Source organism: Shewanella sp. SM71 (assembly GCF_025653905.1).
Classification (GTDB): Bacteria; Pseudomonadota; Gammaproteobacteria; order Enterobacterales; family Shewanellaceae; genus Shewanella; species Shewanella oncorhynchi.
In genome coordinates this window covers 41,219-64,193 of sequence record NZ_JAKKRW010000029.1, presented here as the reverse complement: position 1 = coordinate 64,193, position 22,975 = coordinate 41,219, and the positions used below count along the sequence as shown (strand labels likewise).

23 protein-coding genes, 1 tRNA gene and 1 pseudogene are annotated in these 22,975 nt (G+C 47.4%); 13 read left to right on the top strand and 12 right to left on the bottom strand.

Annotated features, from left to right (window positions below; translation table 11 throughout):
* Positions 1 to 97 precede the first annotated feature (97 nt).
* The 3 genes from L5L97_RS21450 to L5L97_RS21440 all read left to right on the top strand — a co-directional run bounded on the left by L5L97_RS21450 (position 98) and on the right by L5L97_RS21440 (position 1,675).
* Positions 98 to 174: transfer RNA gene (locus tag L5L97_RS21450), tRNA-Asp, on the top strand.
* Between the two features lie 379 nt (positions 175 to 553).
* On the top strand, positions 554 to 1,066 hold the full coding sequence (locus L5L97_RS21445) for a DUF1993 family protein (RefSeq protein ID WP_063885021.1): 513 nt from the start codon (positions 554 to 556) through the stop codon (positions 1,064 to 1,066).
* A 411-nt stretch (positions 1,067 to 1,477) separates the two neighbouring features.
* Positions 1,478 to 1,675 carry a hypothetical protein gene (locus tag L5L97_RS21440; RefSeq protein ID WP_006079715.1) on the top strand — a complete coding sequence of 66 codons (198 nt, stop codon included), beginning with the start codon at positions 1,478 to 1,480 and terminating at the stop codon, positions 1,673 to 1,675.
* Positions 1,676 to 1,780: 105 nt separating this feature from the next.
* Here the strand turns inward: L5L97_RS21440 and L5L97_RS21435 are convergent, their stop codons facing one another.
* The 7 genes from L5L97_RS21435 to L5L97_RS21405 all read right to left on the bottom strand — a co-directional run bounded on the left by L5L97_RS21435 (position 1,781) and on the right by L5L97_RS21405 (position 6,331).
* On the bottom strand, positions 1,781 to 2,248 hold the full coding sequence (locus tag L5L97_RS21435) for a GNAT family N-acetyltransferase (RefSeq protein ID WP_173497771.1): 468 nt from the start codon (positions 2,246 to 2,248) through the stop codon (positions 1,781 to 1,783).
* A gap of 102 nt (positions 2,249 to 2,350) precedes the next feature.
* Positions 2,351 to 3,667 (bottom strand): sensor histidine kinase, encoded by a 1,317-nt coding sequence (locus L5L97_RS21430; protein ID WP_263183911.1) that lies wholly within the window; start codon positions 3,665 to 3,667, stop codon positions 2,351 to 2,353.
* Between the two features lie 4 nt (positions 3,668 to 3,671).
* A complete protein-coding gene (locus L5L97_RS21425) occupies positions 3,672 to 4,331 on the bottom strand; it encodes a response regulator transcription factor (protein WP_263183910.1) in 660 nt (219 codons plus the stop codon).
* Positions 4,331 to 4,597 (bottom strand): PepSY domain-containing protein, encoded by a 267-nt coding sequence (locus L5L97_RS21420; protein WP_106648441.1) that lies wholly within the window; start codon positions 4,595 to 4,597, stop codon positions 4,331 to 4,333. Before L5L97_RS21420 ends, L5L97_RS21425 begins: the two co-directional genes overlap by 1 nt.
* Positions 4,590 to 5,153, bottom strand: coding sequence for a diheme cytochrome c (locus L5L97_RS21415; RefSeq protein WP_263183909.1), 564 nt, complete (start codon positions 5,151 to 5,153; stop codon positions 4,590 to 4,592). Before L5L97_RS21415 ends, L5L97_RS21420 begins: the two co-directional genes overlap by 8 nt.
* A gap of 90 nt (positions 5,154 to 5,243) precedes the next feature.
* Positions 5,244 to 5,690 carry a DUF1924 domain-containing protein gene (locus L5L97_RS21410; protein WP_263183908.1) on the bottom strand — a complete coding sequence of 149 codons (447 nt, stop codon included), beginning with the start codon at positions 5,688 to 5,690 and terminating at the stop codon, positions 5,244 to 5,246.
* Between the two features lie 53 nt (positions 5,691 to 5,743).
* Complete coding sequence (locus L5L97_RS21405; RefSeq protein ID WP_263183907.1) at positions 5,744 to 6,331, bottom strand: cytochrome b/b6 domain-containing protein; 588 nt, start codon at positions 6,329 to 6,331, stop codon at positions 5,744 to 5,746.
* A gap of 216 nt (positions 6,332 to 6,547) precedes the next feature.
* On the opposite strand from L5L97_RS21405, the gene L5L97_RS21400 reads away from it, so the two are divergent.
* Both L5L97_RS21400 and L5L97_RS21395 read left to right on the top strand, forming a co-directional pair.
* Positions 6,548 to 7,003 (top strand): DUF2809 domain-containing protein, encoded by a 456-nt coding sequence (locus L5L97_RS21400; RefSeq protein ID WP_219254954.1) that lies wholly within the window; start codon positions 6,548 to 6,550, stop codon positions 7,001 to 7,003.
* A gap of 83 nt (positions 7,004 to 7,086) precedes the next feature.
* Positions 7,087 to 7,590: a hypothetical protein gene (locus L5L97_RS21395; protein ID WP_263183906.1), complete on the top strand. Its 504-nt coding sequence runs from the start codon at positions 7,087 to 7,089 to the stop codon at positions 7,588 to 7,590.
* A 165-nt stretch (positions 7,591 to 7,755) separates the two neighbouring features.
* On the opposite strand, the gene L5L97_RS21390 is transcribed toward L5L97_RS21395, so the two are convergent.
* Positions 7,756 to 9,276, bottom strand: a complete 1,521-nt coding sequence (locus L5L97_RS21390; RefSeq protein ID WP_263183904.1) for an aldehyde dehydrogenase family protein — start codon at positions 9,274 to 9,276, stop codon at positions 7,756 to 7,758.
* Positions 9,277 to 9,657: 381 nt separating this feature from the next.
* Here L5L97_RS21390 and L5L97_RS21385 point away from each other — a divergent pair, with 381 nt between their 5' ends.
* From L5L97_RS21385 to L5L97_RS21370, 4 genes and pseudogenes are all read left to right on the top strand, one after another.
* Positions 9,658 to 11,559: a sigma-54-dependent Fis family transcriptional regulator gene (locus tag L5L97_RS21385; protein WP_263183903.1), complete on the top strand. Its 1,902-nt coding sequence runs from the start codon at positions 9,658 to 9,660 to the stop codon at positions 11,557 to 11,559.
* Between the two features lie 281 nt (positions 11,560 to 11,840).
* Positions 11,841 to 13,361, top strand: a pseudogene (locus tag L5L97_RS21380) (catalase).
* A gap of 177 nt (positions 13,362 to 13,538) precedes the next feature.
* On the top strand, positions 13,539 to 14,057 hold the full coding sequence (locus tag L5L97_RS21375) for an ankyrin repeat domain-containing protein (RefSeq protein ID WP_263183901.1): 519 nt from the start codon (positions 13,539 to 13,541) through the stop codon (positions 14,055 to 14,057).
* Between the two features lie 177 nt (positions 14,058 to 14,234).
* The gene (locus L5L97_RS21370) at positions 14,235 to 15,215 is read left to right on the top strand and encodes an MDR family oxidoreductase (protein ID WP_263183899.1); all 981 of its coding nucleotides are present in this window, start codon (positions 14,235 to 14,237) and stop codon (positions 15,213 to 15,215) included.
* 97 nt (positions 15,216 to 15,312) lie between these two features.
* Here the strand turns inward: L5L97_RS21370 and L5L97_RS21365 are convergent, their stop codons facing one another.
* Both L5L97_RS21365 and L5L97_RS21360 read right to left on the bottom strand, forming a co-directional pair.
* The gene (locus L5L97_RS21365) at positions 15,313 to 16,662 is read right to left on the bottom strand and encodes an ATP-binding protein (protein WP_263183913.1); all 1,350 of its coding nucleotides are present in this window, start codon (positions 16,660 to 16,662) and stop codon (positions 15,313 to 15,315) included.
* A 14-nt stretch (positions 16,663 to 16,676) separates the two neighbouring features.
* The gene (locus L5L97_RS21360) at positions 16,677 to 17,363 is read right to left on the bottom strand and encodes a response regulator (protein WP_105251061.1); all 687 of its coding nucleotides are present in this window, start codon (positions 17,361 to 17,363) and stop codon (positions 16,677 to 16,679) included.
* Positions 17,364 to 17,647: 284 nt separating this feature from the next.
* Between L5L97_RS21360 and L5L97_RS21355 the strand changes: the two genes are divergently transcribed.
* The 4 genes from L5L97_RS21355 (at position 17,648) to L5L97_RS21345 (ending at position 20,327) form a co-directional block, all read left to right on the top strand.
* Positions 17,648 to 18,157: a Spy/CpxP family protein refolding chaperone gene (locus L5L97_RS21355; protein ID WP_263183898.1), complete on the top strand. Its 510-nt coding sequence runs from the start codon at positions 17,648 to 17,650 to the stop codon at positions 18,155 to 18,157.
* A 51-nt stretch (positions 18,158 to 18,208) separates the two neighbouring features.
* Positions 18,209 to 19,099 (top strand): cation diffusion facilitator family transporter, encoded by an 891-nt coding sequence (locus tag L5L97_RS21350; protein ID WP_263183896.1) that lies wholly within the window; start codon positions 18,209 to 18,211, stop codon positions 19,097 to 19,099.
* A 14-nt stretch (positions 19,100 to 19,113) separates the two neighbouring features.
* A complete protein-coding gene (locus L5L97_RS22905; RefSeq protein WP_317629577.1) occupies positions 19,114 to 19,566 on the top strand; it encodes a hypothetical protein in 453 nt (150 codons plus the stop codon).
* A gap of 209 nt (positions 19,567 to 19,775) precedes the next feature.
* Positions 19,776 to 20,327, top strand: coding sequence for a porin family protein (locus L5L97_RS21345; protein WP_263183895.1), 552 nt, complete (start codon positions 19,776 to 19,778; stop codon positions 20,325 to 20,327).
* Positions 20,328 to 20,464: 137 nt separating this feature from the next.
* On the opposite strand, the gene glnG is transcribed toward L5L97_RS21345, so the two are convergent.
* Together glnG and glnL are read right to left on the bottom strand one after the other, a co-directional pair.
* The gene (glnG, locus tag L5L97_RS21340) at positions 20,465 to 21,877 is read right to left on the bottom strand and encodes a nitrogen regulation protein NR(I) (RefSeq protein ID WP_263183894.1); all 1,413 of its coding nucleotides are present in this window, start codon (positions 21,875 to 21,877) and stop codon (positions 20,465 to 20,467) included.
* A gap of 38 nt (positions 21,878 to 21,915) precedes the next feature.
* Positions 21,916 to 22,962: a nitrogen regulation protein NR(II) gene (glnL, locus tag L5L97_RS21335; protein ID WP_105251067.1), complete on the bottom strand. Its 1,047-nt coding sequence runs from the start codon at positions 22,960 to 22,962 to the stop codon at positions 21,916 to 21,918.
* Between the last annotated feature and the right edge of the window lie 13 nt (positions 22,963 to 22,975).

Sequence of the window (22,975 nt, the reverse complement as noted above, 5' to 3'; positions counted from 1 at the left end):
AACGCAAACGCGCCGATGGTAGTGTGGGGTCTCCCCATGTGAGAGTAGGTCATCGCCAAGCGCCTAATTTAGGTTAACGTGTAGACGTTAAGCTAAAGGAGCGGTAGTTCAGTTGGTTAGAATACCGGCCTGTCACGCCGGGGGTCGCGGGTTCGAGTCCCGTCCGCTCCGCCAACATTAAGAGATAAGCCTCATCGAAAGATGAGGCTTTTTTCGTTATGGTGTCGCGGATAATTCGTGTCAGTGACGCACATGCTTTGGGCTCGAAGTATGTGGTTATCGTCATAGCCGGCCATCCCAATTCCTACGAGTGTACGTTATTGTTATTCGGATCAGTCCGAGATAATTTTAATCTCTTGGCTTGTAGCTGACGCTCTATGCCTACTGGTAACGTCTATCTTTTTCTCGTCCTAATTGACTTAATATCGTTTATATTGAAGTATTTATTATTAAGCAGATACTTAAATTCCAAGAATGATTGAAATTGAGTAATTTGCCCCAAGATCGTCTTAAGTGCTGCAGTTTTGTAGCGTCCATCAATGAGGTCTATGCCATGCTTTATGATTTAACGGTTGTACAATTTAGCAAGATGCTGAAAAATTTAAGCGTTATTCTTGAAAAAGGCGAATGCTTCGCAAACCTCAAGAAAGTTGATATGGCGGTGCTATTAAACTCACGTTTAGCGCCGGATCAATTCAATCTTATTCGCCAAGTTCAAATTGCCTGCGATACTGCCAAAATTGGCGTAGCACGTTTGACTGATAATTTAGATACAGTACCAAAGCATGATGATAGCGAGACGACGCTGGCTGAGTTGCAAGCGCGTATTAGCTCGGTTTTGGATTATTTAGCGACGTTTAAAGCGGATGATTTTGCTAATGCGGCCACGATCCATGTCTCACAACCACGATGGGAAGGAAAATATCTTACAGGTTATGAGTTTGCCATTGAGCACGCTATTCCGAACATTTACTTCCATGTAACAACAGCCTACGCGATTTTGCGCCACAACGGTGTTGAAATTGGCAAGAAAGATTACCTCGGCGCTATGCCATATAAGTCGTAAATCTAGGCTAGATGTAGTACTGTTGCGTAGCCTAATTGTTGCGCAGCAGCGCTTTGCCGCTCGAGCTTACCAACCTTTCTGCATTACTACCTGTTCTTTCTCTACCTATGTTATGCCGCTTTGTCGCTGGAAATTTAGGACTCGTTAGGGTTCTGTTACGCGGATGAAGTCAATCAATACTCAGTTTTTCATTTCGACCTTACGTCTCGATTATTTTTATCCTGTTAGCATGTGATTTAATTTTGTTGGCTTAGGTAAATGATATGGGCCGTAAGTTTATGAGTCGCCAAATTATCTATTACTTAAATAGTGAATGGCGAATTGACTCATTATAAAGATGACCTGTTTGTTCGTTTTGAGCAGGGATTTACTGGAAGAGCCTATTTAAGGTTCTAATTAAAGGAGTTAGCTATGTCTATCGAATCTCAAGCCGTCGAGAGTCCAACTGATGCAACGACAACTAAGAGCAAGAAAGCAAAAAAAGCCGCCATTACTAGTGGTTTGCGCCTCAAAGACAAGTTAACCCAAGACACTCGCCGCCGAATTGAAATTCTGCACGAGCAACGCCAATTATCCAATCGTTTCGGCGTGGATATAGAAATTGACTAAAGCCTTTGGCTTGTCGCTAAGTATTGGATATCACATCTAGATATTTAGCCAGCATGTACAGCTTCACGACGCCCGTCGTGAGGCTTGCTCACTCTCCTTAAACATTCACTTCTTAAATTTATATTCCATTATCGTGACCATCTCGCCCTTATAATCTTCATGTGAAATCATTGACCAACCCAGCGCTCGATAAAAATCGGCTTTATCTGCAGTAAACAAATAGATTTTCTGTAAACCAATCGCTCTAGCATGCTCAATGACGGCATTGACTAGCAACTTACCTAATCCTTTATTTCGATGGTTTGCATTCACATACACATTGGCGAGCCAAGGGCTTAAGTCAGTTCGGCTGTCCATATCTGCAGTGATTAATGAAGATGATCCCATCACTTGATTTTCCTGTTCGCAGATAAACATTTTGGGGATGGCGGCGTCAGTTAAATACTCGTTCATTTCCTCAATCAGCGTGGTGACAGAAGCATCCGCAGAACTCAAATGTGCCCATGCTTGATGATGCCACTCCGCCAATTGTGGAATGTGTTGCGGGGCAGATTTTAGGTCGATAACTTTCATATAAATCTCTAGACTGATTGGTGAAAGGGATTTGAATGGGCAAATTATACCCTCTATTAGCTTGCATGAACTCAGTGGGCACAAGCCGAGTGAGTATACCGTTTAATTCGGGAGCGGCAGAAATACGCTGGCTTTAAGTCCGCCTTGTTTCGCATGACTAAAACCGAGTTCGCCTTGATAACTGTCGACGATATCTGTGCAGATAGATAATCCTAAACCATGGCCCTGGATGCTTTCATCTAGCCGAATGCCGCGCTCAATGATAACGGACAGCGCGCCATCGGAGACGCCTTCGCCATCATCGCTGACTATGATCCCATAACCTGCGGTGGGAGCCGTTTGATGCACTATACGGATCTCAATGTTCTTGCGGCCATGCTTGCAGGCATTATCCAGCAAGTTGCCTAAGAGTTCGAGTAAGTCATCCCGATCAAATGGCATCACTAAGCCGCTCGTGTAATGGCTATGAATAATGCGGTCTGGGTAAATGCGCTGCATCACTTGGATCAGCGGCGCGAGATCGTCATCGAGCACAGTATAACGCCCTGGAGTGGATAGGCCGACAATCTTAGTGCGCTTAAGCTCTCTCTCGATGATGTGGTGCAGGCTTGCGAGCACTTTACTGCCCTCACTTCGCTGTTCAGGCGGAAGGCTTTCTAGGTAGGACTGCAGCCCTTGTAACGGACGTTTCATTTCGTGGGCCAAGTTACCCAAGGCATTACGGGAGCGTTGTACTCTTTGGCCCAATTGATTGACTAAACGATCTATCTCTTCGATCAGTGGGACTATTTCGCTTGGCACTTGGTCAGGATTGATTTCTTGCCCTTGGGTGCGCATCTGCCGGATAGCTTCTGGCATCTGCTCTAAGGGTTTAAAACCGCGTTTAAGTAATTGATACTGTGCTATTAATAGAATGACAATCGTGAGCAACACGGCTGCGCTGGCAAAGGCTAAAAACTGTACTTGGGTTTGTTCGAGCTCGCTGATGTCTTCTGTCACCCACAGGGTAACTAACTGATCATCTTTGATTATGGCCTGGCTAAACATCAGCCAATGTTCTTTGCCGACAAACTCAGTGGCTTGGCGTTGTTCACCAGCGGTCAGCTTAAGCATGTTTACGTTATGGTCGAATAGGGAGCGTGAGCGCAGAGTTTGCTCGCCGATTTGAATCGCAAAATAATGCCCAGAATTAACTCTGTGGTACACATTGGGCAAGCGGTCAGTGGTTAGCGCCCATGTGCCATCCGGATTGTGATTCAGGGCGGAGATCAGGCTGTCGCCATCGTGTTGTAGACGCGAAGCGACAAAGTCTTGGGTTAATACTTGGATACCTTGGTATAAGAAATACAGTAACAACACCATAGCAAAGGTGAGCGTGATCAGCAGATTGCGCGTCAGATAACCCTTGAGTGAATACACGCCTTTACTCCTTGAGTCGATAACCTTGGCCGCGGCGGGTTTCGATATAATCCTTGCCTAAGCGTTGCCGCAGGCGGTTGACGTACACTTCGATGACATTGCTATCTTTGATGTGATCTTCTTCGTAAATGCGCTCACTCAGCTCGGACTTAGAGACGATTTTGCTGGGGTTGACCATTAAGTAATGCAGCAGCCGATATTCAATCTTGGTCAGTTCTATCACTTCGCCATCAACATTGGTAACGGCTTGTTTGTCGACATCGAGGGAGACCCCTGCATGTTGCAACACATTGTCGGCACGGCCAAAGTGGCGGCGGATCAACACTTCGAGCCTTGCGAGTAGTTCTTCAATGTGAAAAGGCTTGCCGAGGTAATCATCGGCACCCGCCTTGAGGCCGTCGACCCGTTCGTGCCACGCATCGCGGGCGGTGAGGATCAGCACTGGCATAGCCAAGCCCTTTTGTCGCCATTGGCCGAGGACTTGTAAACCGGGTTTGCTGGGCAAGCCGAGATCGAGGATAACGGCTTCGAAGTTTTCTTCTTCGCCTAAAAAGGCGCCGTCGATACCGTTATCGGCGTGCTCGACGGTATAACCCGCCTTGTTAAGGGCGGGAATGAGGCGCGCCACCAGATCGGTATCGTCTTCAATCAATAGCAAACGCATCAGTCGACCTTTTCCTTTAGCCACTCGCCGGTTTTGGCGTCAATCTTGATTTCATACACTATGCCGTCGTCGCGGAGGATCTCGAGCTCGTAGATGATACGGCCATGTTTCTGCTCGACTTCTAAGTCCAACAGTCGCCCCTGCAGGCGTGATTCATAGCGTTGCATTATGGTGTCGAAGGGCAAAACTTTGCCCTCCTTAACCCACTCGACCACCTTGTTTGAAAGGTCATCGTCGTGGGCATTGCAGCTGGGGCTGCTAATCATCCCAACGGCCAAAGCCAGGAATATTAACGGTATCTTCATCAAATATGCCCTTTTCTGCGAGGTTGTGACAATTGCTGCATTGACTGAATGAGCCGACTTTGGGGTTATCTTGCACCATACGCCTTGGGATCTCATCGTGTTTGCGAATAAAAAATGCTTGTTCTGTGATCTTCTGCGGCCCAGAACCTACGAGCAGCGGCGTGCTGTTTTTCATCACCTTACCATTTTGCGCCGCATGTTGAACTAGATATTCCTCAATTCTGGCAGTGACTTGAGGCTCTACGCTGGCGTTGTCACCAAAGTGGTTCTCAAGATTTGCGGTAATGGCTCGCCACTTGTCGGCGGGGAGTAAATTGGCTGGATAGGCCATGTGGCAGCTACCACATTCTGCTGTGTATTCCGCATTCTGTGGAACAGCGCGGCTGAGCTCGCGGCCATCGTCCGCATAGCCTGTGCCGGTTAAGGTTAGGCTGACACCGATAACGCCAATGGCTAATGCCGCGGCTGTGAGTGATGAGCCGAGGAGCCAGCTAATAGGGTGTGCTTGTTGAGTCATGACATCTTCCTTTTTGTGCCGTTACCTTCTGTGGAAGGTATTGAAATTAAATGAGCTAATTAAATGAGTTATAAGGTCGACATTTGGCGGTTATTGCAGGCTTAACCAGAGTAAGGCATCGCCTTTTTCCTGCGGCGTGCAGTCGCGTTTAAAAGTCCAGTTACAGTTACGGCTAAACCATTTCTCAATCTTGGCTGAGTCGGTTAACCGATCTGCGGTAATCGACGGCGCCATAGGGGCAATGGGTTTACGGGTATTTTGGTGTATCCCCATGTCGGTGACTTTGGCGGTATGGCAACTGGCGCAGCTGCGGCCGTCCATGTCCTGTCGCCAAAGCTTTTGTCCTGCGGCGGCGGTAAAAGGTCCAGCGCCTTGGGCTTGATAGCGTTGCAGCTGCGTGCCGATGCGCTCGGCGCTAAGAGGCAGGCTTTGCACTTTACTGTTGGCGGCGCTAACGCTAAGGCTAGTCAGCAGCAAGGTGGAAATCGCGACAATGGCAAGGCGACTTTTATTCGTGTGTCTGGTTAATCTGTTCATAGGGCATTCCTTTTGGGCTGGATGTCTTATTGCTAAGCAAGATGGCTAATGGATTAATCTTTTTGTTCCGCAGGGCGTTGTTTCTTGCCCGTGACCATGGCTCTGACTAAGTTTTCTTTGTGTAACAGGCTGCTGACGATGACGCCGCCAACATGGATGACCACAAGGAACACGGTGAAGTTGGCAAAGAATTCATGGACTTCTTTTATGGCGCCTTCAGGCCAAGTGGCGAAAAAGCTCGTGGCTAATGGGCCGTGCCCGTCGGTGGCGTACAGTGCCATACCCGAGAATCCCGTGATGGCTATGCTGGCAATCAAGGCCACTATCATCATTGCCCCAGCGGGGTTATGGCCTATGTAGTCTTTGGCTTTGCCCGTGATGAGCCCTTTGAGGTACACCAGCACTTCTTTAGGGCGAGTGATAAAGTTGCTAAAGCGCGCATTGTGGGTACCCATCACGCCCCACAGCAGGCGAAACACCAGTAAAATTAAGATGCTATAACCTGCGTAACTGTGGATGGTCATCCACTCGTCTTCGCCTTCAGTGAGGTAGGCTAAGGCAAAAAAGCCGACGAGTGACCAATGGAATATGCGGATCAACAGGTCCCAGACTTTGATGGTTTGCAGTGTGTTTGATGACATGGTGTGACGCTCCTAAGTGGGTTTAGGTGTAGGCTACTTAACCCAAACTTAAACCTCGCTTAAATTTTGAGGCGCGAACATTTATCTAATTGATGGGGGTGAGTGGTGCGCTTGCTCGTGTGGCGAGTCTTAAATGTCAACTCAAGTGTCCTTGTTAACCTATTGGTATTAAGGTAAATTCTGCCATCTCAACCGAGTGAAGGGATTAACTTATTTATGTCTACCGCCGTTATTCGCGCTTTTATCAGCCGCAATCCGAGTCGTAAATCCTTTTGTATTTATGCCGTTTTATTATTTTTGACCGAAGTCTTAATCGCCTTATATGCACCTGCGGGTTTTATTCGTGGTTTTGTGGGCGATGTATTGGTGGTGATCTTACTGTTTTGCATGGTGCGCGTTGTTGTACCCCCAGTAGTCAATCCGGTAGCCAATAGTACAGACGAGGGTATTAAACGCTTTTTTCAAACTCCTTGGCTGGCGTTTGCGGTATTGCTGTTTGCCTTTGCCATCGAGTTTGGCCAGTATTGGGGCTTAGTCGATAAGTTAGGCTTGGGTGGAAATCGATTGGCGCGAATAGTGATAGGTAGCCATTTTGATCCACTTGATCTCGTGGCATATTTTGTCGGTTACTTGATCTTAGTGGGCTGTTATTGGAAAAGCCGCCAGTCCTAGTATTTGAATCCGCAAGAGCCGCGAGACGTGTGTTTTCGCGGATAAGTAGGCGAGATAGGTAGACGAGATAAGTGGGGTAAGGGATGCAGCCGATAACGGGGTTTTCACTGCTAACAGCACGTACTGATGGACTTGAGCCTGATCCACTGAAAATGCCTTTGTATTTCAATGGCCAACCTACTCACTCTTTTATTGCAGGCCTAGTGATTGAAGGCCAATATCGCTGCGTTTTACCCAATAAAACCTCGGGGTATTTGGTCATCACTTCTTTTGATTGTCCCTTCGAAGAATCGACCGAGTTTAGTCTGCTTGATGAAGGGTTTAAGCTCATTGCGACAACCTCTTTGGCGCAAATGTACGATTCTTTTCTGCTTTATGCCCATTGGCCTATGAAGGATAACCGACTGAGATTGCACTATTACGGTCAGTTTGTGCTGGATTTAGTGATGACAACGGGCAGTTCTTGGTTACCTTTTCAGCCAAAACTTAAACTGGTTGAAGTTATCGATCCCCAAAGCGATCCACAAACAGCCTCATCTCTTGCTGAATTAGCTCAGCGTTTAGCGCGGATTGATAATATAAACTGAGTGAGGTTTGAATTAAATTCAGTTAAAAAAGAAAGGGCTATTCGCCCTTTCATGTTTATCACTTGTATCGATTACTCATGCGGAAAGTTTTATAAGCTTGCTTGCAAAGACGTTTAAAAACCTAATAAAAGCTTCCTCACATCAGCTTGTTTGAACACCAAAACCTTAGAAGAAACCTAAAGGATTCACATCGTAACTCACCAAGAGATTCTTGGTATTTTGATAGTGGTTGAGCATCATCTTATGGGTTTCGCGACCGATGCCGGATTTTTTGTAACCACCAAAGGCGGCATGGGCAGGATAGGCATGGTAACAGTTAATCCACACGCGGCCAGCTTGAATGCCACGTCCCATACGTTGAGCCGTGTTCATGTCCCGTGTCCACACACCAGCACCTAGGCCGTACTCAGTATCGTTCGCGATCGCTAAGGCTTCGGCTTCATCTTTGAAAGTGGTGACCGAAATCACAGGGCCGAAGATCTCCTCTTGGAAGATACGCATCTTATTGTGGCCTTTCATAATCGTCGGGCTGATGTAATAGCCTTCACTTTGGCCGCCATCGAGTTGGCAAAGTGTGCCGCCCAGTAGCACTTCTGCACCTTCAGCCTTACCTATGGCTAAGTAGCTTAAGATTTTATCGAACTGTTCTTTAGAGGCTTGAGCGCCAACTTGAGTGTCGGTATCTAAGGGATCGCCTTGCTTAATGGTTTGCGCACGGGCGAGCACTTTTTCGATAAAGCGATCAAAAATCGACTCTTGGATTAACACTCGTGATGGGCAGGTACAGACTTCACCTTGGTTGAAGAAGGCCAGCAACATGCCTTCGACGGCCTTATTTAAATACTCGTCTTCATGGTCCATCACATCGGCAAAAAACACGTTAGGCGACTTACCGCCAAGCTCAACGGTTGATGGAATTAAGGATTCGGCGGCGCATTTTAAAATGTGATAGCCAATTTCGGTGGAGCCCGTAAAGGCCAATTTAGCGATGCGTTTGCTGGTGGCCAAAGCTTGTCCAGCTTCGGCGCCAAAGCCGTTGACTACGTTAAGAATACCCGCGGGTAATAGGTCTTCAATCAGTTCGAGCAAGACCAGAATCGAGACTGGCGTCTGCTCCGCAGGCTTGAGTACCACACAGTTACCCGCCGCTAGCGCAGGTGCGATTTTCCATGCGGCCATTAAGAGTGGAAAGTTCCAAGGAATGATCTGGCCGACCACGCCTAAAGGCTCTGGGAAGTGATAACTGACCGTGTTGCCATCAATATCGGCGGCGCTGCCTTCCTGTGCGCGGATACAACCTGCAAAGTAGCGGAAGTGGTCGACGAATAAGGGCAAGTCAGCATTTAAGGTTTCACGCACCGCTTTACCGTTTTCCCAGGTTTCGGCAACGGCTAAGTATTCGAGATTTTGCTCGACGCGATCGGCAATGCGCAGTAACAGGTTTGAGCGCTCAGTGACTGAGGTTTTACCCCATGTTTCTTTCGCTGCGTGGGCTGCATCTAATGCTAATTCAATATCTTGGGCATCGGAGCGTGGGATTTGGCAAAAGTTTTGGCCATTCACGGGGGAGCGATTGTCGAAGTATTTGCCATTGACTGGGGCGACCCATTTTCCGCCGATAAAGTTGGCGTATTTTTCTTTGAAGTTAACGATTGCGCCTGCGGTTCCGGGTTGAGCATAAATCATAGAATCATTCCTTCTTGTGGATGGCATGCTGGGCGCTGGCGATTTTTACGCTCTTGGCTTCAGCAAGGGAGTCTTGTTGATGCATCTCTGCTGGATGCCTTTTTAAATATTTTTCGTTTTGCTTTAAGCCAATCCTATTGATTGGCTTAGTGTTCTCTTATGCAACACCTTAGGCTTGCATACCAAGGGTGCATCGCAAGGAGAGTGCCAAACTGGCAGGAGTTGTACACTTGTTGTGCTAACAGTATGATGAAAAGCTAATTTTGCAGATTTGAAACAGTATGGGCACTCAGGGAGAGAAGTGTGTCCTGTGGTTACTTTGTCATTGAGTGGCACACAGCAATTGTGCCGAAACGGAACACAGCTCGGGGGAGCACGGCTATGACAGTTAAACCGCATTTACCATCGACACAGGCGTGGTTGGCCGATTCGTGGCAGCGCAGCATTGGCGCTGGCTTGTCAGAATTTCAGTTACCCCAGGAACTCAGGCTCGATGCCTGCGAACTAAAGCAGAAACATGAGCAATATCAAATGCTCATTGCATTAGTGCAATCCCACGCCTTGCCTTTGTTTAATCAGTTGATGGCGCATTCTAATAGCCGACTCTTGCTCAGCGATGCCGAGGGTTACGTGCTTAGGCATTGGGGCGTGAGCCGTTACTCCACAAAACTGGCGGATGTAGCTCTGGATATTGGGGTGAATTGGCTTGAGCAGCATAAGGGCACTAATGCGATAGGGACGGCGCTTACCGCCAAACAAGCGGTATCTGTAGTGGGTGAGCAACATTTTATTCGCCAAAATCGTTTTATGAGTTGCACTGCTTGCCCGATATTTTCCCCCCAAGGTGAGATGCTCGGGGTGATTGATATCACCAGCGAGCAGCAAAGGCACACCCAGCAGACGCTGATGTTAGTGTCCAGTTTGGCGCAGCAGGTCGAGACCGCGCTTTTGTGCCATCTGCCCGATAGCCATTATCGAATCGATTTAGCGGCGCAGCCCAATCTGCTCAATTCGGGTTGGCAGGGTATAGTGATTGCCGATAGCGATGGCCGCATTGTGGGTTGTAATCTCATGGCGAAACAATTGCTTAATCATGCCAAGGTGGGCGATACCGTCGAGCAGTACTTAGGCGATAATTGGAGCCGAGCGGGTGGTTTTAATCAGCATTTAGCCTTGCATCTACAGACTCAATCCTTAAATATTCCCAGCGCTAAGGGTCGAGTTGCGATTAGCAATAAATCGCTCAATCAATTGGGGGTTCGGTTTCGCGATCCTCAATTAGAACGCGCTTGGCAACATGCCAATAAGGTGATCACCAAGCAAATTCCGCTGTTAGTGCTCGGAGAAACGGGCGTCGGTAAAGAGCAGTTTGTTAAAAAGCTCCATGCCCAGAGTGCACGTCGCACCGAGCCTTTAGTGGCAGTGAACTGCGCCGCATTGCCCGCTGAATTAGTCGAATCTGAACTTTTTGGTTATCAGGCAGGCGCTTTTACTGGGGCAAACCGCACTGGATTTATCGGTAAAATTCGCCAAGCTCACGGCGGCTTTTTATTTTTAGATGAGATCGGTGAAATGCCGCTGGCGGCCCAGAGTCGTTTACTCAGAGTATTGCAAGAGCGCGAAGTGGTGCCCGTTGGCAGTAATCAAAGTTTTAAAGTCGACATCCAAATCATTGCCGCGACCCATATGGATTTAGAGCAACAAGTGGCGCAGGGGCTGTTTCGGCAGGATTTATTCTATCGATTAAATGGTCTGCAGGTACGTTTACCAGCGCTGCGTGAGCGGCAGGATATCGAGCGCATTATCCATAAATTGCATCGTAAACATCGTATCGCCGCGCAGGATATCTGCCCAGAACTGTTAGGGAAAATGATGCAATACGACTGGCCGGGGAATTTGCGTGAGCTGGATAACCTCATGCAAGTCGCTTGCTTGATGGCAGAAGGAGACAATACCCTCAATTGGCAACATTTACCCGATTATCTGGCGGCCAGACTCACATGCGAGCCATTAAAAGGAGACCTGTTACAAGCTGCATCTTTATGTGATGAATTTAAAGAGGTAAGCCGTCAACGTTCTGCATCACCCCTGCTAAGTGGTAAGTTCGCTGTGGAGCCGAATGTCACAAAGGTTCAATCGGATTCCCTAAATGAAGCGATTTATAGCAATGTGTTGCAGGCATACCAAGCCTGTAATGGCAATGTGAGCCAATGCGCTAAGCGTTTAGGGATCAGCCGTAATGCCTTGTACCGGCGATTAAAACAGATGGGGCTTAAGGATTAATATTAGCTTATGGCTCTTGTTGTGAAGCTCAATTAATCGCTAAATATCTCTTAATCACCCACGTTTATCCACTTCGCAATAGACTAAAACCGAGAGGTTTTAGTCCACAATCTCTAGCTTCAGTATCTGACAATGTGACTTTTTGTTGTTGCCAATTTATGCCTAATAGGTTTTATTGATTCGTATAATCGATAAAGATCGTTTCTTCTAATTACAAATTCAGAACTATACTGCGGGCAGGCAGAAAAGAGCTTGGCGTTATGCATAGAAGAGGAACTGTTATGCATCTTACTAAAAGCCTTTTAATTATTTCTATGGGTCTGACATTGAATGTACAGGCTCAAACTTTACCAACAAATACCCTGACACGTGACAATGGTGCACCTGTGGGTGATAACCAAAACTCGACCACAGCGGGCAGTAATGGCAGCGTGTTATTGCAAGATGTGCAGCTTATCCAGAAGCTACAACGCTTTGCCCGTGAACGTATTCCTGAGCGTGTCGTCCACGCCAGAGGCACAGGTGTTCATGGTGAGTTTGTATCGAGTGGCGATTTTAGTAACCTAACCCAAGCGGCACCCTTTGCACAAAAAGGTAAAGTGACACCCGTATTTGTGCGCTTTTCTACCGTGATCCACTCAAAAGGTTCACCAGAAACGCTGCGTGATCCCCGTGGGTTTGCGACCAAATTTTATTCGGACCAAGGTAACTGGGACTTAGTGGGTAATAACTTACCCGTATTCTTCATTCGCGATGCGATCAAGTTTCCTGACATGGTGCATTCACTCAAACCATCGCCAGTGACCAATATGCAAGATCCGAATCGTTTCTTCGATTTTTTCAGTCACGAAGCGGGTTCAACCCATATTTTGACTTAGGTTTACAGTAACTTAGGTGTACCTGCCAGTTATCGTGAAATGGACGGTTTCGGTGTGCATGCGTACAAATTTGTGAATCGAGATAACCAAGTTAAATACGTGAAATTTAACTGGAAGAGTCTGCAAGGTGTTAAAGGCTTACGTCCCGATGAAGTGGTTAAAGTCCAAGGGCAAAACTTTAACCATTTAACTGATGATCTTTACAGTGAGATCAACAAGGGTAACTATCCTAAGTGGGATCTGTACGTTCAATTACTCGACCCGACTGAGCTTAATAATTTTGATTACAACCCGTTAGATGCCACTAAGGTGTGGCTAGATGTGCCAGAACAAAAAGTGGGCACTATGACGCTGAACCGCATGCCTGCAAACTTCTTCCAAGAGACTGAGCAAGCGGCATTTGCGCCATCGAATTTGATCCCAGGGATTGAGCCTTCGGAAGACAGATTACTGCAAGGCCGTATGTTCTCCTACGCCGATACTCAGCTGTATCGACTCGGCACGAATTTGTCGCAATTGCCGATTAATAAATCCTTAGTGGCGGTGGCAAACCACAACCAAGAAGGTGCGGGCAATATGGGGCATACCCAGTCCGATGTGAACTATCAACCGAGCGTACATTTAGCCTTGGCCGAAGATAATCGTTATCGTGCGGTAACAACTGCGCTGACGGGGACTGTGCAACAAACGGCTATTAGCAAGCAGGATAACTTTAGCCAAGCGGGCGTCTTTTATCGCAGCTTGAGCAAGCAAGATAGAGCAGATCTGATCACTAACTTGGCCGGTGACTTAGGCAAAGTGAACGATGCCAATGTGAAACATCAGATGCTCAGTCACTTTTATCGTGCAGACCCAGAGTTTGGTGAGCGTTTAACCAAGGCCGTAAAGGGTGATCTGGCCGACGTTAAACAGCGTTCAATCTGATGTCGTTATTTTTAGGACTGTTTTGGTCGCAGAGATTTGCGCGTTAACAGTCCGAACCCAGTAAGTCCCGCAAGACGTAAACAAGCTCTTTTCTACCCAGTTTAAGAGGGCGTCTTGCGGGCATTTCGTCACCTCTTATTGTTTAAATCTCTATTTTAGCTGTGCTGGGAGCCATTGATGAAACACACTATTGCTATCTTATTATTGATTATTGTGGCCCTGAGTATGTCGGTGGCAATGGGGGCTGGTTCGCTTCAAGCGCCATTGGTTACATCCGCAACTGTCAGTCAAACGGACAAGCCCGATACGGCACAAGTACAATTGCTGGTGGACTATTTTTTTGCAGCAGCGCGTACCGGCGATATCACAGTGCTTGAGCATTTTCTCGATGCGGGCTTCCCTATTGACCAGAGAAATAGTCAAACCTATACCGCGCTAATGGTGGCGGCCTATAACGGCCAAGAGGCTGCAACGGATTTATTGCTTGAGCATGGTGCTAATGCTTGTTTGCAAGATAAGCGTGGTAATACGGCAATGATGGGCGCAGTGATTAAGGCCGAATTCACTATCGTAAAGCGGCTATACGCGAAAGAATGCGATGCGAACCTAACGAATAATGCCGGAATGACCTTGACTGAGTTTGCCCGCTACTGGGGTCAAAGCGGCGCTTTACAGCAGGCGAGTTTAAAGCCATAAAGACGCTAGATCTTGCAATCTCTTGCGCTCGATCACTCTGGGTCATTATCTTTAATCTGTTTAGATCTCAGCATTTACTATTAGCAATAAGTCTGCTTGTTAATGGTGTCTATGCCTTTTATGGTAACTTTTGGAATATCATTTAATGCGATTTTCATGGCCTTCGGAGAGCAATTTATGTTTGATGCCTTACTACTGACGCAAGAAGATAAACGCACGTTTGCTCAAGTTTCACAGATCACAGAAGCTGATTTACCAGAAGGGGAAGTCTTAGTTGAGGTTGCCTATTCCTCGCTGAATTATAAAGATGGTTTAGCTGTGACGGGTGCTGGCAAAATCATTCGCCAGTTTCCTATGGTGCCAGGCATTGATTTTGCGGGGGTCGTGCGCGAATCGACTGATGCAAGATACCAAGTCGGCGATCAGGTGATTTTGACCGGTTGGGGCGTGGGTGAAAATCACTGGGGTGGTATGGCGCAAAAAGCGCGGGTTAAAGCCGACTGGCTGGTGCCCATGCCGCAAGGTTGTGATGCCGCTAAAGCCATGATGATAGGCACGGCCGGGCTTACGGCTATGTTGTGCGTGCAAGCGCTGCAACAGGCTGGGATAACACCGCAAAGTGGGGATATTCTGGTCACAGGTGCCAGTGGTGGTGTGGGGTCGGTGGCGGTGACTTTGCTCGCCAATGCTGGCTATCGTGTGGCTGCCTGCAGTGGTCGAGTTGAACAGAATGCGCCTTTATTGAAGGAGCTTGGCGCCGCAGAAGTGATTGATCGCAGTGAACTTGAACAAGATGCTAAGCCGCTTGAGGCGCAGCGCTGGGCGGGTGTGGTCGATACCGTTGGCAACAAGATCCTCGCCAAAGTATTAGCGCAAATGCAATACGGTGGTGCAGCCGCTATCTGTGGTTTAGCGGGCGGTTTTGCATTACCAACAACCGTTATGCCGTTTATTTTACGGGGTGTGAGTTTACTGGGAATCGACTCTGTTTCTTGTCCATTTGAGAAACGAAAAGCGGCGTGGGAAGCTGTGATTAAAGCACTACCCGAACATTTTTATCAGCAAGCTTGTCAGCAGATATCATTGGCAGAGGTGCCTGATTTCGCGAATAAAATTATCCAAGGTCAAGTCACCGGACGTGTATTAGTTAAGCTGTAATCTCGTTTCCTACGTTTTAACACGATGGCAACACTGAGGTGTTGCCAATTACGACTAAACCATTAGTTCTGCCTCCTGTACTTGTTCTTCATATCGGCTATTTCGGTAGTGTAATCGTCACTTTAAGGCCCGTTGGTATACGGTTCTCGGCTTTAATCTTACCTTTGTGGGCGGTAATCGCCGCTTCAGTGATTGCCAGCCCAAGTCCCCAGCCACCGCTTTCTCTCTGTCTTGCCGAGTCGGGGCGGTAGAAAGGTTTAAAAATGGCATCGAGTTCGGCGGCATCTATGCCTGGACCATCGTCTTTTATGGTAATTTGTACTTGATCAGCCGTCGCACTCGCTTGCAGGTGAATATCGCTTGCGGCGTAGCGAATTGCATTACGCAGCAGGTTTTCAATCGCGCGGGAAAGTGATTTAGGAAAATGTGCTAACTCAATTTCTTCATCGATATCGATAGTAATGCTTTTACCTTGCTGTTCTGCTTCAAATTCCGCATCGTCTAAAACTTGGCTCAGGGATTCGGCCAAGCCTAAATGTACCTTAGTTTCGTTAGTGCTGAGCTTAACCCGCGAGAGCTCTAACAATTCACTGATAAGCTTTTCGAGTTGCTCAGCTTCATAACCTATGCGTTCCGTTTCTGTGGTCTGCTGACCTTTTTTACGTGCGAGGGCTAGGGATAACTGTAGCCGCGTCAATGGGGTGCGTAGTTCATGGGAAATATCCCCCATGAGCCGCTGCTGATTATTAACCATAGCTTCGATGGAGTCGGCCATGCTGTTAAAAGCCGTGGCGAGCTGACCAATTTCATCGTTGCGCTGAGTGGTGGACTTATCGACTCGGTGACTTAAGTCGCCCTCTGCGAGGGCATTAGCACTCTTTTTAAGTGAATTTAATGCCTTACCTAAATGCCACGCGAGCAAGCCACATAATAATCCCGAAAGGAAAATCGCTAGGCTTAAGGTTAATAACTTATTTTCGGCGAAGAAGAAGAACCAAGGCCGTGGATGATTATCCGGTAGGCGGCCATAAAGTGAATACGTTTCAGCGCCCAGATTAAATTGATAGGGACCAAACACCAGCTCATCTTTAAACTGATGGCTAATCGGTTGTTTTTCTTCATCTGCCATCAGCATAAAGCTGCGTACACCGCGACTCACCCTGTGGGTGTTGATCACTTGGCCTTGGCTGTTGACAAGATAGACCCGCAGAGGTTTGCCTTCCATGTCTATGTGTCTTTCCCAGCGCCGAAGAAAATCGGATTCCAGTAAGGCGGGGTTTTCTTGAATGCGCTTAGCTATAGTCGATAGGACTTTTTCAAGGTGAGGTGGCAGTGGCGCACGGTCGTGATTTTGTTGCAGCAATGGTAGCAGACCCACTAAGGCAATGATTAGCGAGCTGCAAAGCCAAAATCCGAGCAATAATTTGATAAATAAACGATTAGGCACAGTCGATACCACCGTTATGGGAGCCAAATATAACCTTTGCCACGGATGGTTTTCACCCTTGGCCGACCATCGCTACGCTCGGGGAGTTTTTTACGTAGATTCGATAAATGCATGTCTAAGCTGCGATCGAAGGGCATGAGTTTTTTGCCGAGCACTTTCTCGTTTAATTCTTCCTTATTCATCAACTCTCCCGCGTGCAGCGCTAGGGTGTGCAGCAGAGTGAATTCTGTGCCTGTGAGTATGATCAACTGCTCGTTACAGTAAGCTTCTTGGCGCGATGGATCTAAGCGTAGATCGCCAAACTCTTGGGCGGGCGCGGCATGGATTTCTTGGGTTGTTAAGTTCGAACGACGAATAATGGCGCGGATACGGGCAATTAATTCTCTGTCATTAAATGGTTTTGGCAGGTAATCGTCGGCGCCTATCTCAAGCCCAACCACGCGATCGATTTCATCGCCACGGGCGGTCAACATTAATACTGGGGTTTGTTTATGTTGGCGCAGTGCGCGTAGCACTTCAAAACCGTTTAATTTAGGTAGCATGACATCGAGTAGGATCAGATCGTAATCTGCGGTCAGTGCCAGATCTAAACCTTGTTTACCGTCGTAGGCCAAGGTTAATTGAAACCCTTCTAACTCGAGCAGTTGCCCTAGTAGCTCAGATAACCCCAGATCGTCATCGATTAATAATATCCGACTCATACTGTTCCTTAATCTCAGTAATGTGGCCTCATGTGCCTGTTTATCATAGGCACTTTTAGCGCTTTGGCTGAGTATACCTGTTTTGATGTCAATTGCTGTGTAGCAATGTAAGCCAAAGTAAAGAATAGAGTTATTGCCGCAACTTTACAGTGATTTACTCAGGCAACGTCCTCACTTACATATAGGGGGTTAGACTGGAAGGGTCGAAAGTGACTCGGCTTAAAAGGGTCGTCACTGTGTCTTATTACTTGCCATATTAAAGTTGAACCATCGAGGTTAACACTATGAAAACATTATCACCTTTGAAAGCGAGCCTGTTTGCCATTCTAGCGAGTTCTGCAGTTTTCGCGACGGCAGTTAATGCAGCACCTAAGGATGCTGGCTGCGACTTCTCTAAATCTGAATTCCATAAAGGCGACCGCATGGAACATGGCGGCCGACATATGGACCACGGTGGCATGCATCGTATGTTTGAAGGGCTCGATTTAACGGATGCCCAGAAAGCTGACGTCAAAAAGTTGTTTGCCGATCAGAAAGCCACGCGCGCTGATAATCGTCCAACGAAAGAGGAACGTTTGGCACATCGCACTGAGATGCAGGCCTTAATTAGCGCGCCTAGTTTTGATGAAACACAAGCAAAGGCACTGATGAGTGCGCAGCAAGAGCAGCGTCAAACTCAAGCCATTGAACGTATGAAGCTGCATAATCAAATATTTAATCTGCTGACACCAGAGCAGCAAGCTAAGTTTAAAGCGCGATTTGAAGCACAAGCTGGTAAAGAACCTCGCGGTTAAGCGTCTTAGCTGATATACAATAGGGTCATAGCTTCCCAAGATAGATCCCTTATGACTCAAACTTCCCAATACGATTTTTGGGTCAAACTGGCTAGCCGCGCTTCCGTGGCTACCGCTTTGATCCTTATTCTTATCAAGATGTTCGCTTGGCTTTATTCCGGCTCTGCCAGTATGTTGGCATCTTTGACGGATTCCTTTGCCGATGCTCTCGCTTCTATTATCAATTTTATTGCCATTCGTTACGCGCTTGTGCCGCCGGATCATGACCACAGATATGGTCATGGTAAGGCTGAGCCGTTAGCGTCTCTAGCGCAATCCGCCTTTATTATGGGCTCCGCATTTTTATTACTGTTCTATGGTGGTGAGCGTCTATTAACACCTGTTCCGGTTGAAAATGCCACCATAGGTGTAGTTGTTTCTATCATAGCGATTGTGATGACGTTAGCTTTAGTCATGTTGCAGAAACGCGCATTAGCGGCGACAAAAAGTACTGTGGTTGAAGCTGATTCGCTGCACTATAAATCAGATTTATTCCTTAATGGTGCGGTATTGTTGGCACTAGTATTAGCGCAATACGGTTGGTGGTGGGCTGACGGTTTATTTGCGGTAATGATTGCATTTTATATTGGTCATCAAGCCTTTGGCTTAGGTTATCGCTCAATTCAAGCCTTGTTAGACAGAGAGCTAGACGAAGAAACTCGCCAGCAAATTACGCAAATCGCGATGGAAGATCCACGGGTGCAAGGGCTGCATGATTTACGCACTCGTCAAGCAGGCAAAACTGTTTTTATTCAATTTCATTTAGAACTCGATGGCAATTTGAGTTTGAATGAAGCCCACAGTATTGCCGATACAACAGGGATAAGAGTCAAAGCCGCCTTCGAAGATGCTGAGGTGATTATTCACCAAGATCCGGTTAAACCTGATGTAAACGAAGCATAAATTAAGGGCAAGCTATGGCATGGATGCAGAAGCAAAGTCACAGATGGGATCATTCCACTCGATTGATATGCCGCTATCATAGGCTATCGACTCGCTTTGAGTTGATAGCCGAATCTGTGATTTCTGACGTTAGCATTCCTGTGAATGCAGAAATCACGCTCCTGATGGAACAGAAATCTTCGATAGTAAATCAAGCGGATAGTACCGTATCTCCTGTGATAGCGGGAGCTTGGAGTCAGTTAGTTCGGCGTAAACATCTTTATTACTTACCGCAGAAAATTGATTTCGAAATATCTAACCAAGCTTATCGAGTCCATATCTGGCCATTATTTCTTTGGCGTACACGTATTACTTGTGTGGCGACTGGCAGAGTTGTCGTATCCGAATGTTTGGATGTGAGAAGGCGTCGTTCCCTCATCCGTTGGCTATATGCAAGTTTTATAGGATTGTTGCGGGTGCTAAGTTAAAGCCGTTAATGATTTTAGATATAAAAAGATAATGTCTAAAGTGAGTATGATTTCCCTCTATAAATATCAACTATAGCTTTCGTTTTTGACTCAAGCTGAATAAATGCTGTACGGCTAGTGTTTTGCTCATTTAAACGATGACACCCCAGATCTGCTTATTGTAATATCCACGCCGTTTAATACTTTCGTTAAATCATTAGGGAATTATGATGAAAAAATTATCAATTGTTGCCGCTGCTTTATTGTCTGCATTTCTGGCGACTCAAGTCTCTGCTGCAACCGACACTACTGGATTTTATGTGGGTGGTGCATTAAATAGAGTCACAGCTGATGCTTTTGATGGTTCAGAAACCGGTACTGGTGTAGGCGTATACGGTGGCTATAACTTCAATGAGTGGTTTGGTTTAGAAGCCAACCTGTTCGCCACTGGAGATCTTGGCGACAGAGATGTTGATATAGGTGCCGGCGCATTAAGCTTCACGCCTAAATTTACCGCACAAATCAATGACATCTTCTCTGCTTATGCGAAAGTGGGCATCGCTTCTATGGCGCTGGTGATTGATGACGGCTCCGATGATGAAGACTTCACCGGTTTCGGTTGGACCTATGGTGTTGGCGTTAATGCGGCGGTAACAGAGCACTTAAATATCCGCGTAAGCTACGATGTGACTACGGGTGATCTAGAAGCAGATCGTCACAACTCTATAGATATCGACACTGATATTAAACAGTTTGCTGTGGGTCTGCATTATCAGTTCTAATTCTGCTTGGGCTAGTGGTCGTCATGTTAGTTAGCACAATCTAGATATAAAAAAGGGATATGTGAATATCCCTTTTTTGTTGCTTAAGGTTAATGCGTTTGTATAGTTAGCCTTGATGAGAACGTTATTTTATCTACTCAATCCATCGACAGTTCTTTTAATTTCCGCGTTAAGGTATTTCGTCCCCAGCCTAAACGTTTCGCCGCTTCCTGTTTATGGCCTTGAGTATGGCGCAGCGCAGTTTCTAGCAGTATGCGCTCGAATGCGGGCTGCACCTCAGTTAACAGATCGCTGTTTCCTTCCAAGAGTTTTTGATCTATCCACTCAGTCAGTGCCGATTGCCAATCTTGGCTGCCTTTCGCCGTGTGGGTGACACTCACAGGGTCTTTCAGTAATTCTGGCGGTAAATCTTGGGGTAAAATTTCTTGCCCCGATGCCATTACGGTTAACCAACGACAGGTGTTTTCGAGTTGTCGGACATTACCGGGCCAAGGTAATTGGGATAGTTTTACCGCGGTCTCCTTGGTCATGATCTTAGTTTCCACGCCAATTTCCTTTGCTGCAGAGGCGAGGAAATGGGTGGTAAGTTGGGGAATGTCTTCTCGTCTTTGTGATAGTGGCGGCAAGTGCACGCGGATTACGTTGAGGCGATGGAACAAATCTTCCCTAAAGCCGCCTTTTTGCACTAATAATTCAAGATCTTGGTGGGTCGCCGCTATGATACGCACATCCACTTGCACCGCATTATGACCACCGACGCGGTAGAACTGGCCATCGGCGAGCACTCTGAGTAACCGTGTTTGTACGTCTAACGGCATATCGCCGATTTCATCTAAAAAGAGCGTGCCACCGTTTGCTTGTTCGAAGCGACCTTGGCGGACATTGGCTGCGCCAGTGAAGGCACCTTTTTCGTGGCCGAATAGCTCAGATTCGATCAAATCCTTAGGGATCGCTGCCATGTTCAGCGCGATAAACGGCTTATCTTTACGTGGGCTGTGCTTGTGTAAAGCGCCAGCCACTAACTCTTTTCCCGTACCCGATTGACCATTGATCAGCACGCTGATCGATGAGCGTGAAAGCCTGCCTATGGCGCGAAACACCTCTTGCATCGCTGGCGCTTCACCTATGATTTCGGGTGTTTTGACTTGGGTTTCTTGCGCGGGTGCAGGGCTCTGTTCAGTGGCATGGGTAAGTGCGCGCTCAACCAGAGAGATCGCCTCATCGATATCGAAGGGTTTAGGCAGATACTCAAATGCGCCCGCTTGATAGGCGCTGACTGCGCTGTCTAAGTCTGAGTGCGCCGTCATAATGATCACGGGAATATGGGGATAATGCACCTGCAATCGTTCGAGCAGGCTTAAACCATCCGTGCCGGGCATACGGATGTCCGACACTATCACGTGCGGTTGCGATATTTCTAATGCCTGCCACAGGGATTCGGCGGCGGCAAAGCTGGCGGTGCTGAGCTTAGCACCTTGCAGTGCCTTTTCGAGTACCCAGCGTATCGAGCTGTCATCGTCGAGGATCCACACTTGTTCACTAATTCGCATCTTGCTTCCTCATACGGTATGGGTAGGTACTGTCGAAATTATTTAGCGCTTAAAATTGGTAATGAAATGATAAATTCTGTGTGCCCAGCGCTGGAGAGGCAATCGATCCTTCCCGAGTGTAAACGGGCAATATTATGAGCAATCGAGAGGCCTAAACCTGAACCTTGCTCACGGCTTGTCACCATGGGATAAAATAATGTGTCCATTAGCTCAGGCGGTATACCGGGGCCGTTGTCGATAATCGATAGGGTTAACACTAGCTTGTGGCGCTGTGAGCCTATGGTGACTTGGTGTTGAGTGCGAGTGCGGATCAAAATTTCGCCGCCCGTATGTTCAAGCGCCTGCACCGCATTTTGTAAAATGTTCAGCACAGCTTGCTGCATTTGGTCAGGATCCATCTCGATATCGGGAATGGATGGATCGTAATCCCGTTTGAGCTGGATGTTAGCGGGCAGCGCCATTTCAACTAACTTATAGACCTTTTGCACCACTTGATGGATGTTGTGCAGACTGTGCTGTGTCGGCCTTTGGGGGCCGAGCAGACGGTCCACTAAATTACGCAGCCGATCGGCCTGCTCTATGATGAGCGTAGTGAATTCCTTCAGCGCCGGATCATCCAGCTCCCGCGATAATAGCTGTGCCGCACCGCGAAGGCCGCCTAAAGGATTCTTGATTTCATGGGCTAAGTTGCGCACCAAAAACTGCGCCGCTTGTTGCTGTGCATCTTGACTCAGTTGCTGATGAATGCGTCTTTGTTGGTCAACTTGGCGCAGTTCGAGCAGGCTGAGTTCAGCCTCGTCATCGAGGGGAATAAGGGTTAAATCAACGGTATGATGTTGGCCATCGAGCGTGACTAGTGCTGCCGTATTGACCGTTAAGCCTTGGCCGGCTGTTACTGCATCCATTAATAGCTTGGCGTCGACACCGAGGATTTGATAGTGCTCAGGCAAAGTTTGTTCTACGAGTCTATGGCTACCAACACCTAATAATTGCTCTGCTGCTGCGTTGGCATAACAAGGCTTGAGATCCTTATCTATGACAAGTACAGCGGTAACTAAATGATTGAGCAGTGTCTCTTTATCCATCGACCGTTCCTAG

Coding starts and splice junctions, on each gene's coding strand:
- L5L97_RS21445 (WP_063885021.1), top strand. CDS start 554: ATGCTTTATGATTTAACGGTTGTACAATTTAGCAAGATGCTGAAAAAT.
- L5L97_RS21440 (WP_006079715.1), top strand. CDS start 1,478: ATGTCTATCGAATCTCAAGCCGTCGAGAGTCCAACTGATGCAACGACA.
- L5L97_RS21435 (WP_173497771.1), bottom strand. CDS start 2,248: ATGAAAGTTATCGACCTAAAATCTGCCCCGCAACACATTCCACAATTG.
- L5L97_RS21425 (WP_263183910.1), bottom strand. CDS start 4,331: ATGCGTTTGCTATTGATTGAAGACGATACCGATCTGGTGGCGCGCCTC.
- L5L97_RS21420 (WP_106648441.1), bottom strand. CDS start 4,597: ATGATTAGCAGCCCCAGCTGCAATGCCCACGACGATGACCTTTCAAAC.
- L5L97_RS21415 (WP_263183909.1), bottom strand. CDS start 5,153: ATGACTCAACAAGCACACCCTATTAGCTGGCTCCTCGGCTCATCACTC.
- L5L97_RS21410 (WP_263183908.1), bottom strand. CDS start 5,690: ATGAACAGATTAACCAGACACACGAATAAAAGTCGCCTTGCCATTGTC.
- L5L97_RS21405 (WP_263183907.1), bottom strand. CDS start 6,331: ATGTCATCAAACACACTGCAAACCATCAAAGTCTGGGACCTGTTGATC.
- L5L97_RS21400 (WP_219254954.1), top strand. CDS start 6,548: ATGTCTACCGCCGTTATTCGCGCTTTTATCAGCCGCAATCCGAGTCGT.
- L5L97_RS21395 (WP_263183906.1), top strand. CDS start 7,087: ATGCAGCCGATAACGGGGTTTTCACTGCTAACAGCACGTACTGATGGA.
- L5L97_RS21390 (WP_263183904.1), bottom strand. CDS start 9,276: ATGATTTATGCTCAACCCGGAACCGCAGGCGCAATCGTTAACTTCAAA.
- L5L97_RS21385 (WP_263183903.1), top strand. CDS start 9,658: ATGACAGTTAAACCGCATTTACCATCGACACAGGCGTGGTTGGCCGAT.
- L5L97_RS21375 (WP_263183901.1), top strand. CDS start 13,539: ATGAAACACACTATTGCTATCTTATTATTGATTATTGTGGCCCTGAGT.
- L5L97_RS21370 (WP_263183899.1), top strand. CDS start 14,235: ATGTTTGATGCCTTACTACTGACGCAAGAAGATAAACGCACGTTTGCT.
- L5L97_RS21360 (WP_105251061.1), bottom strand. CDS start 17,363: ATGAGTCGGATATTATTAATCGATGACGATCTGGGGTTATCTGAGCTA.
- L5L97_RS21355 (WP_263183898.1), top strand. CDS start 17,648: ATGAAAACATTATCACCTTTGAAAGCGAGCCTGTTTGCCATTCTAGCG.
- L5L97_RS21350 (WP_263183896.1), top strand. CDS start 18,209: ATGACTCAAACTTCCCAATACGATTTTTGGGTCAAACTGGCTAGCCGC.
- L5L97_RS22905 (WP_317629577.1), top strand. CDS start 19,114: ATGGCATGGATGCAGAAGCAAAGTCACAGATGGGATCATTCCACTCGA.
- L5L97_RS21345 (WP_263183895.1), top strand. CDS start 19,776: ATGAAAAAATTATCAATTGTTGCCGCTGCTTTATTGTCTGCATTTCTG.
- glnG (WP_263183894.1), bottom strand. CDS start 21,877: ATGCGAATTAGTGAACAAGTGTGGATCCTCGACGATGACAGCTCGATA.
- glnL (WP_105251067.1), bottom strand. CDS start 22,962: ATGGATAAAGAGACACTGCTCAATCATTTAGTTACCGCTGTACTTGTC.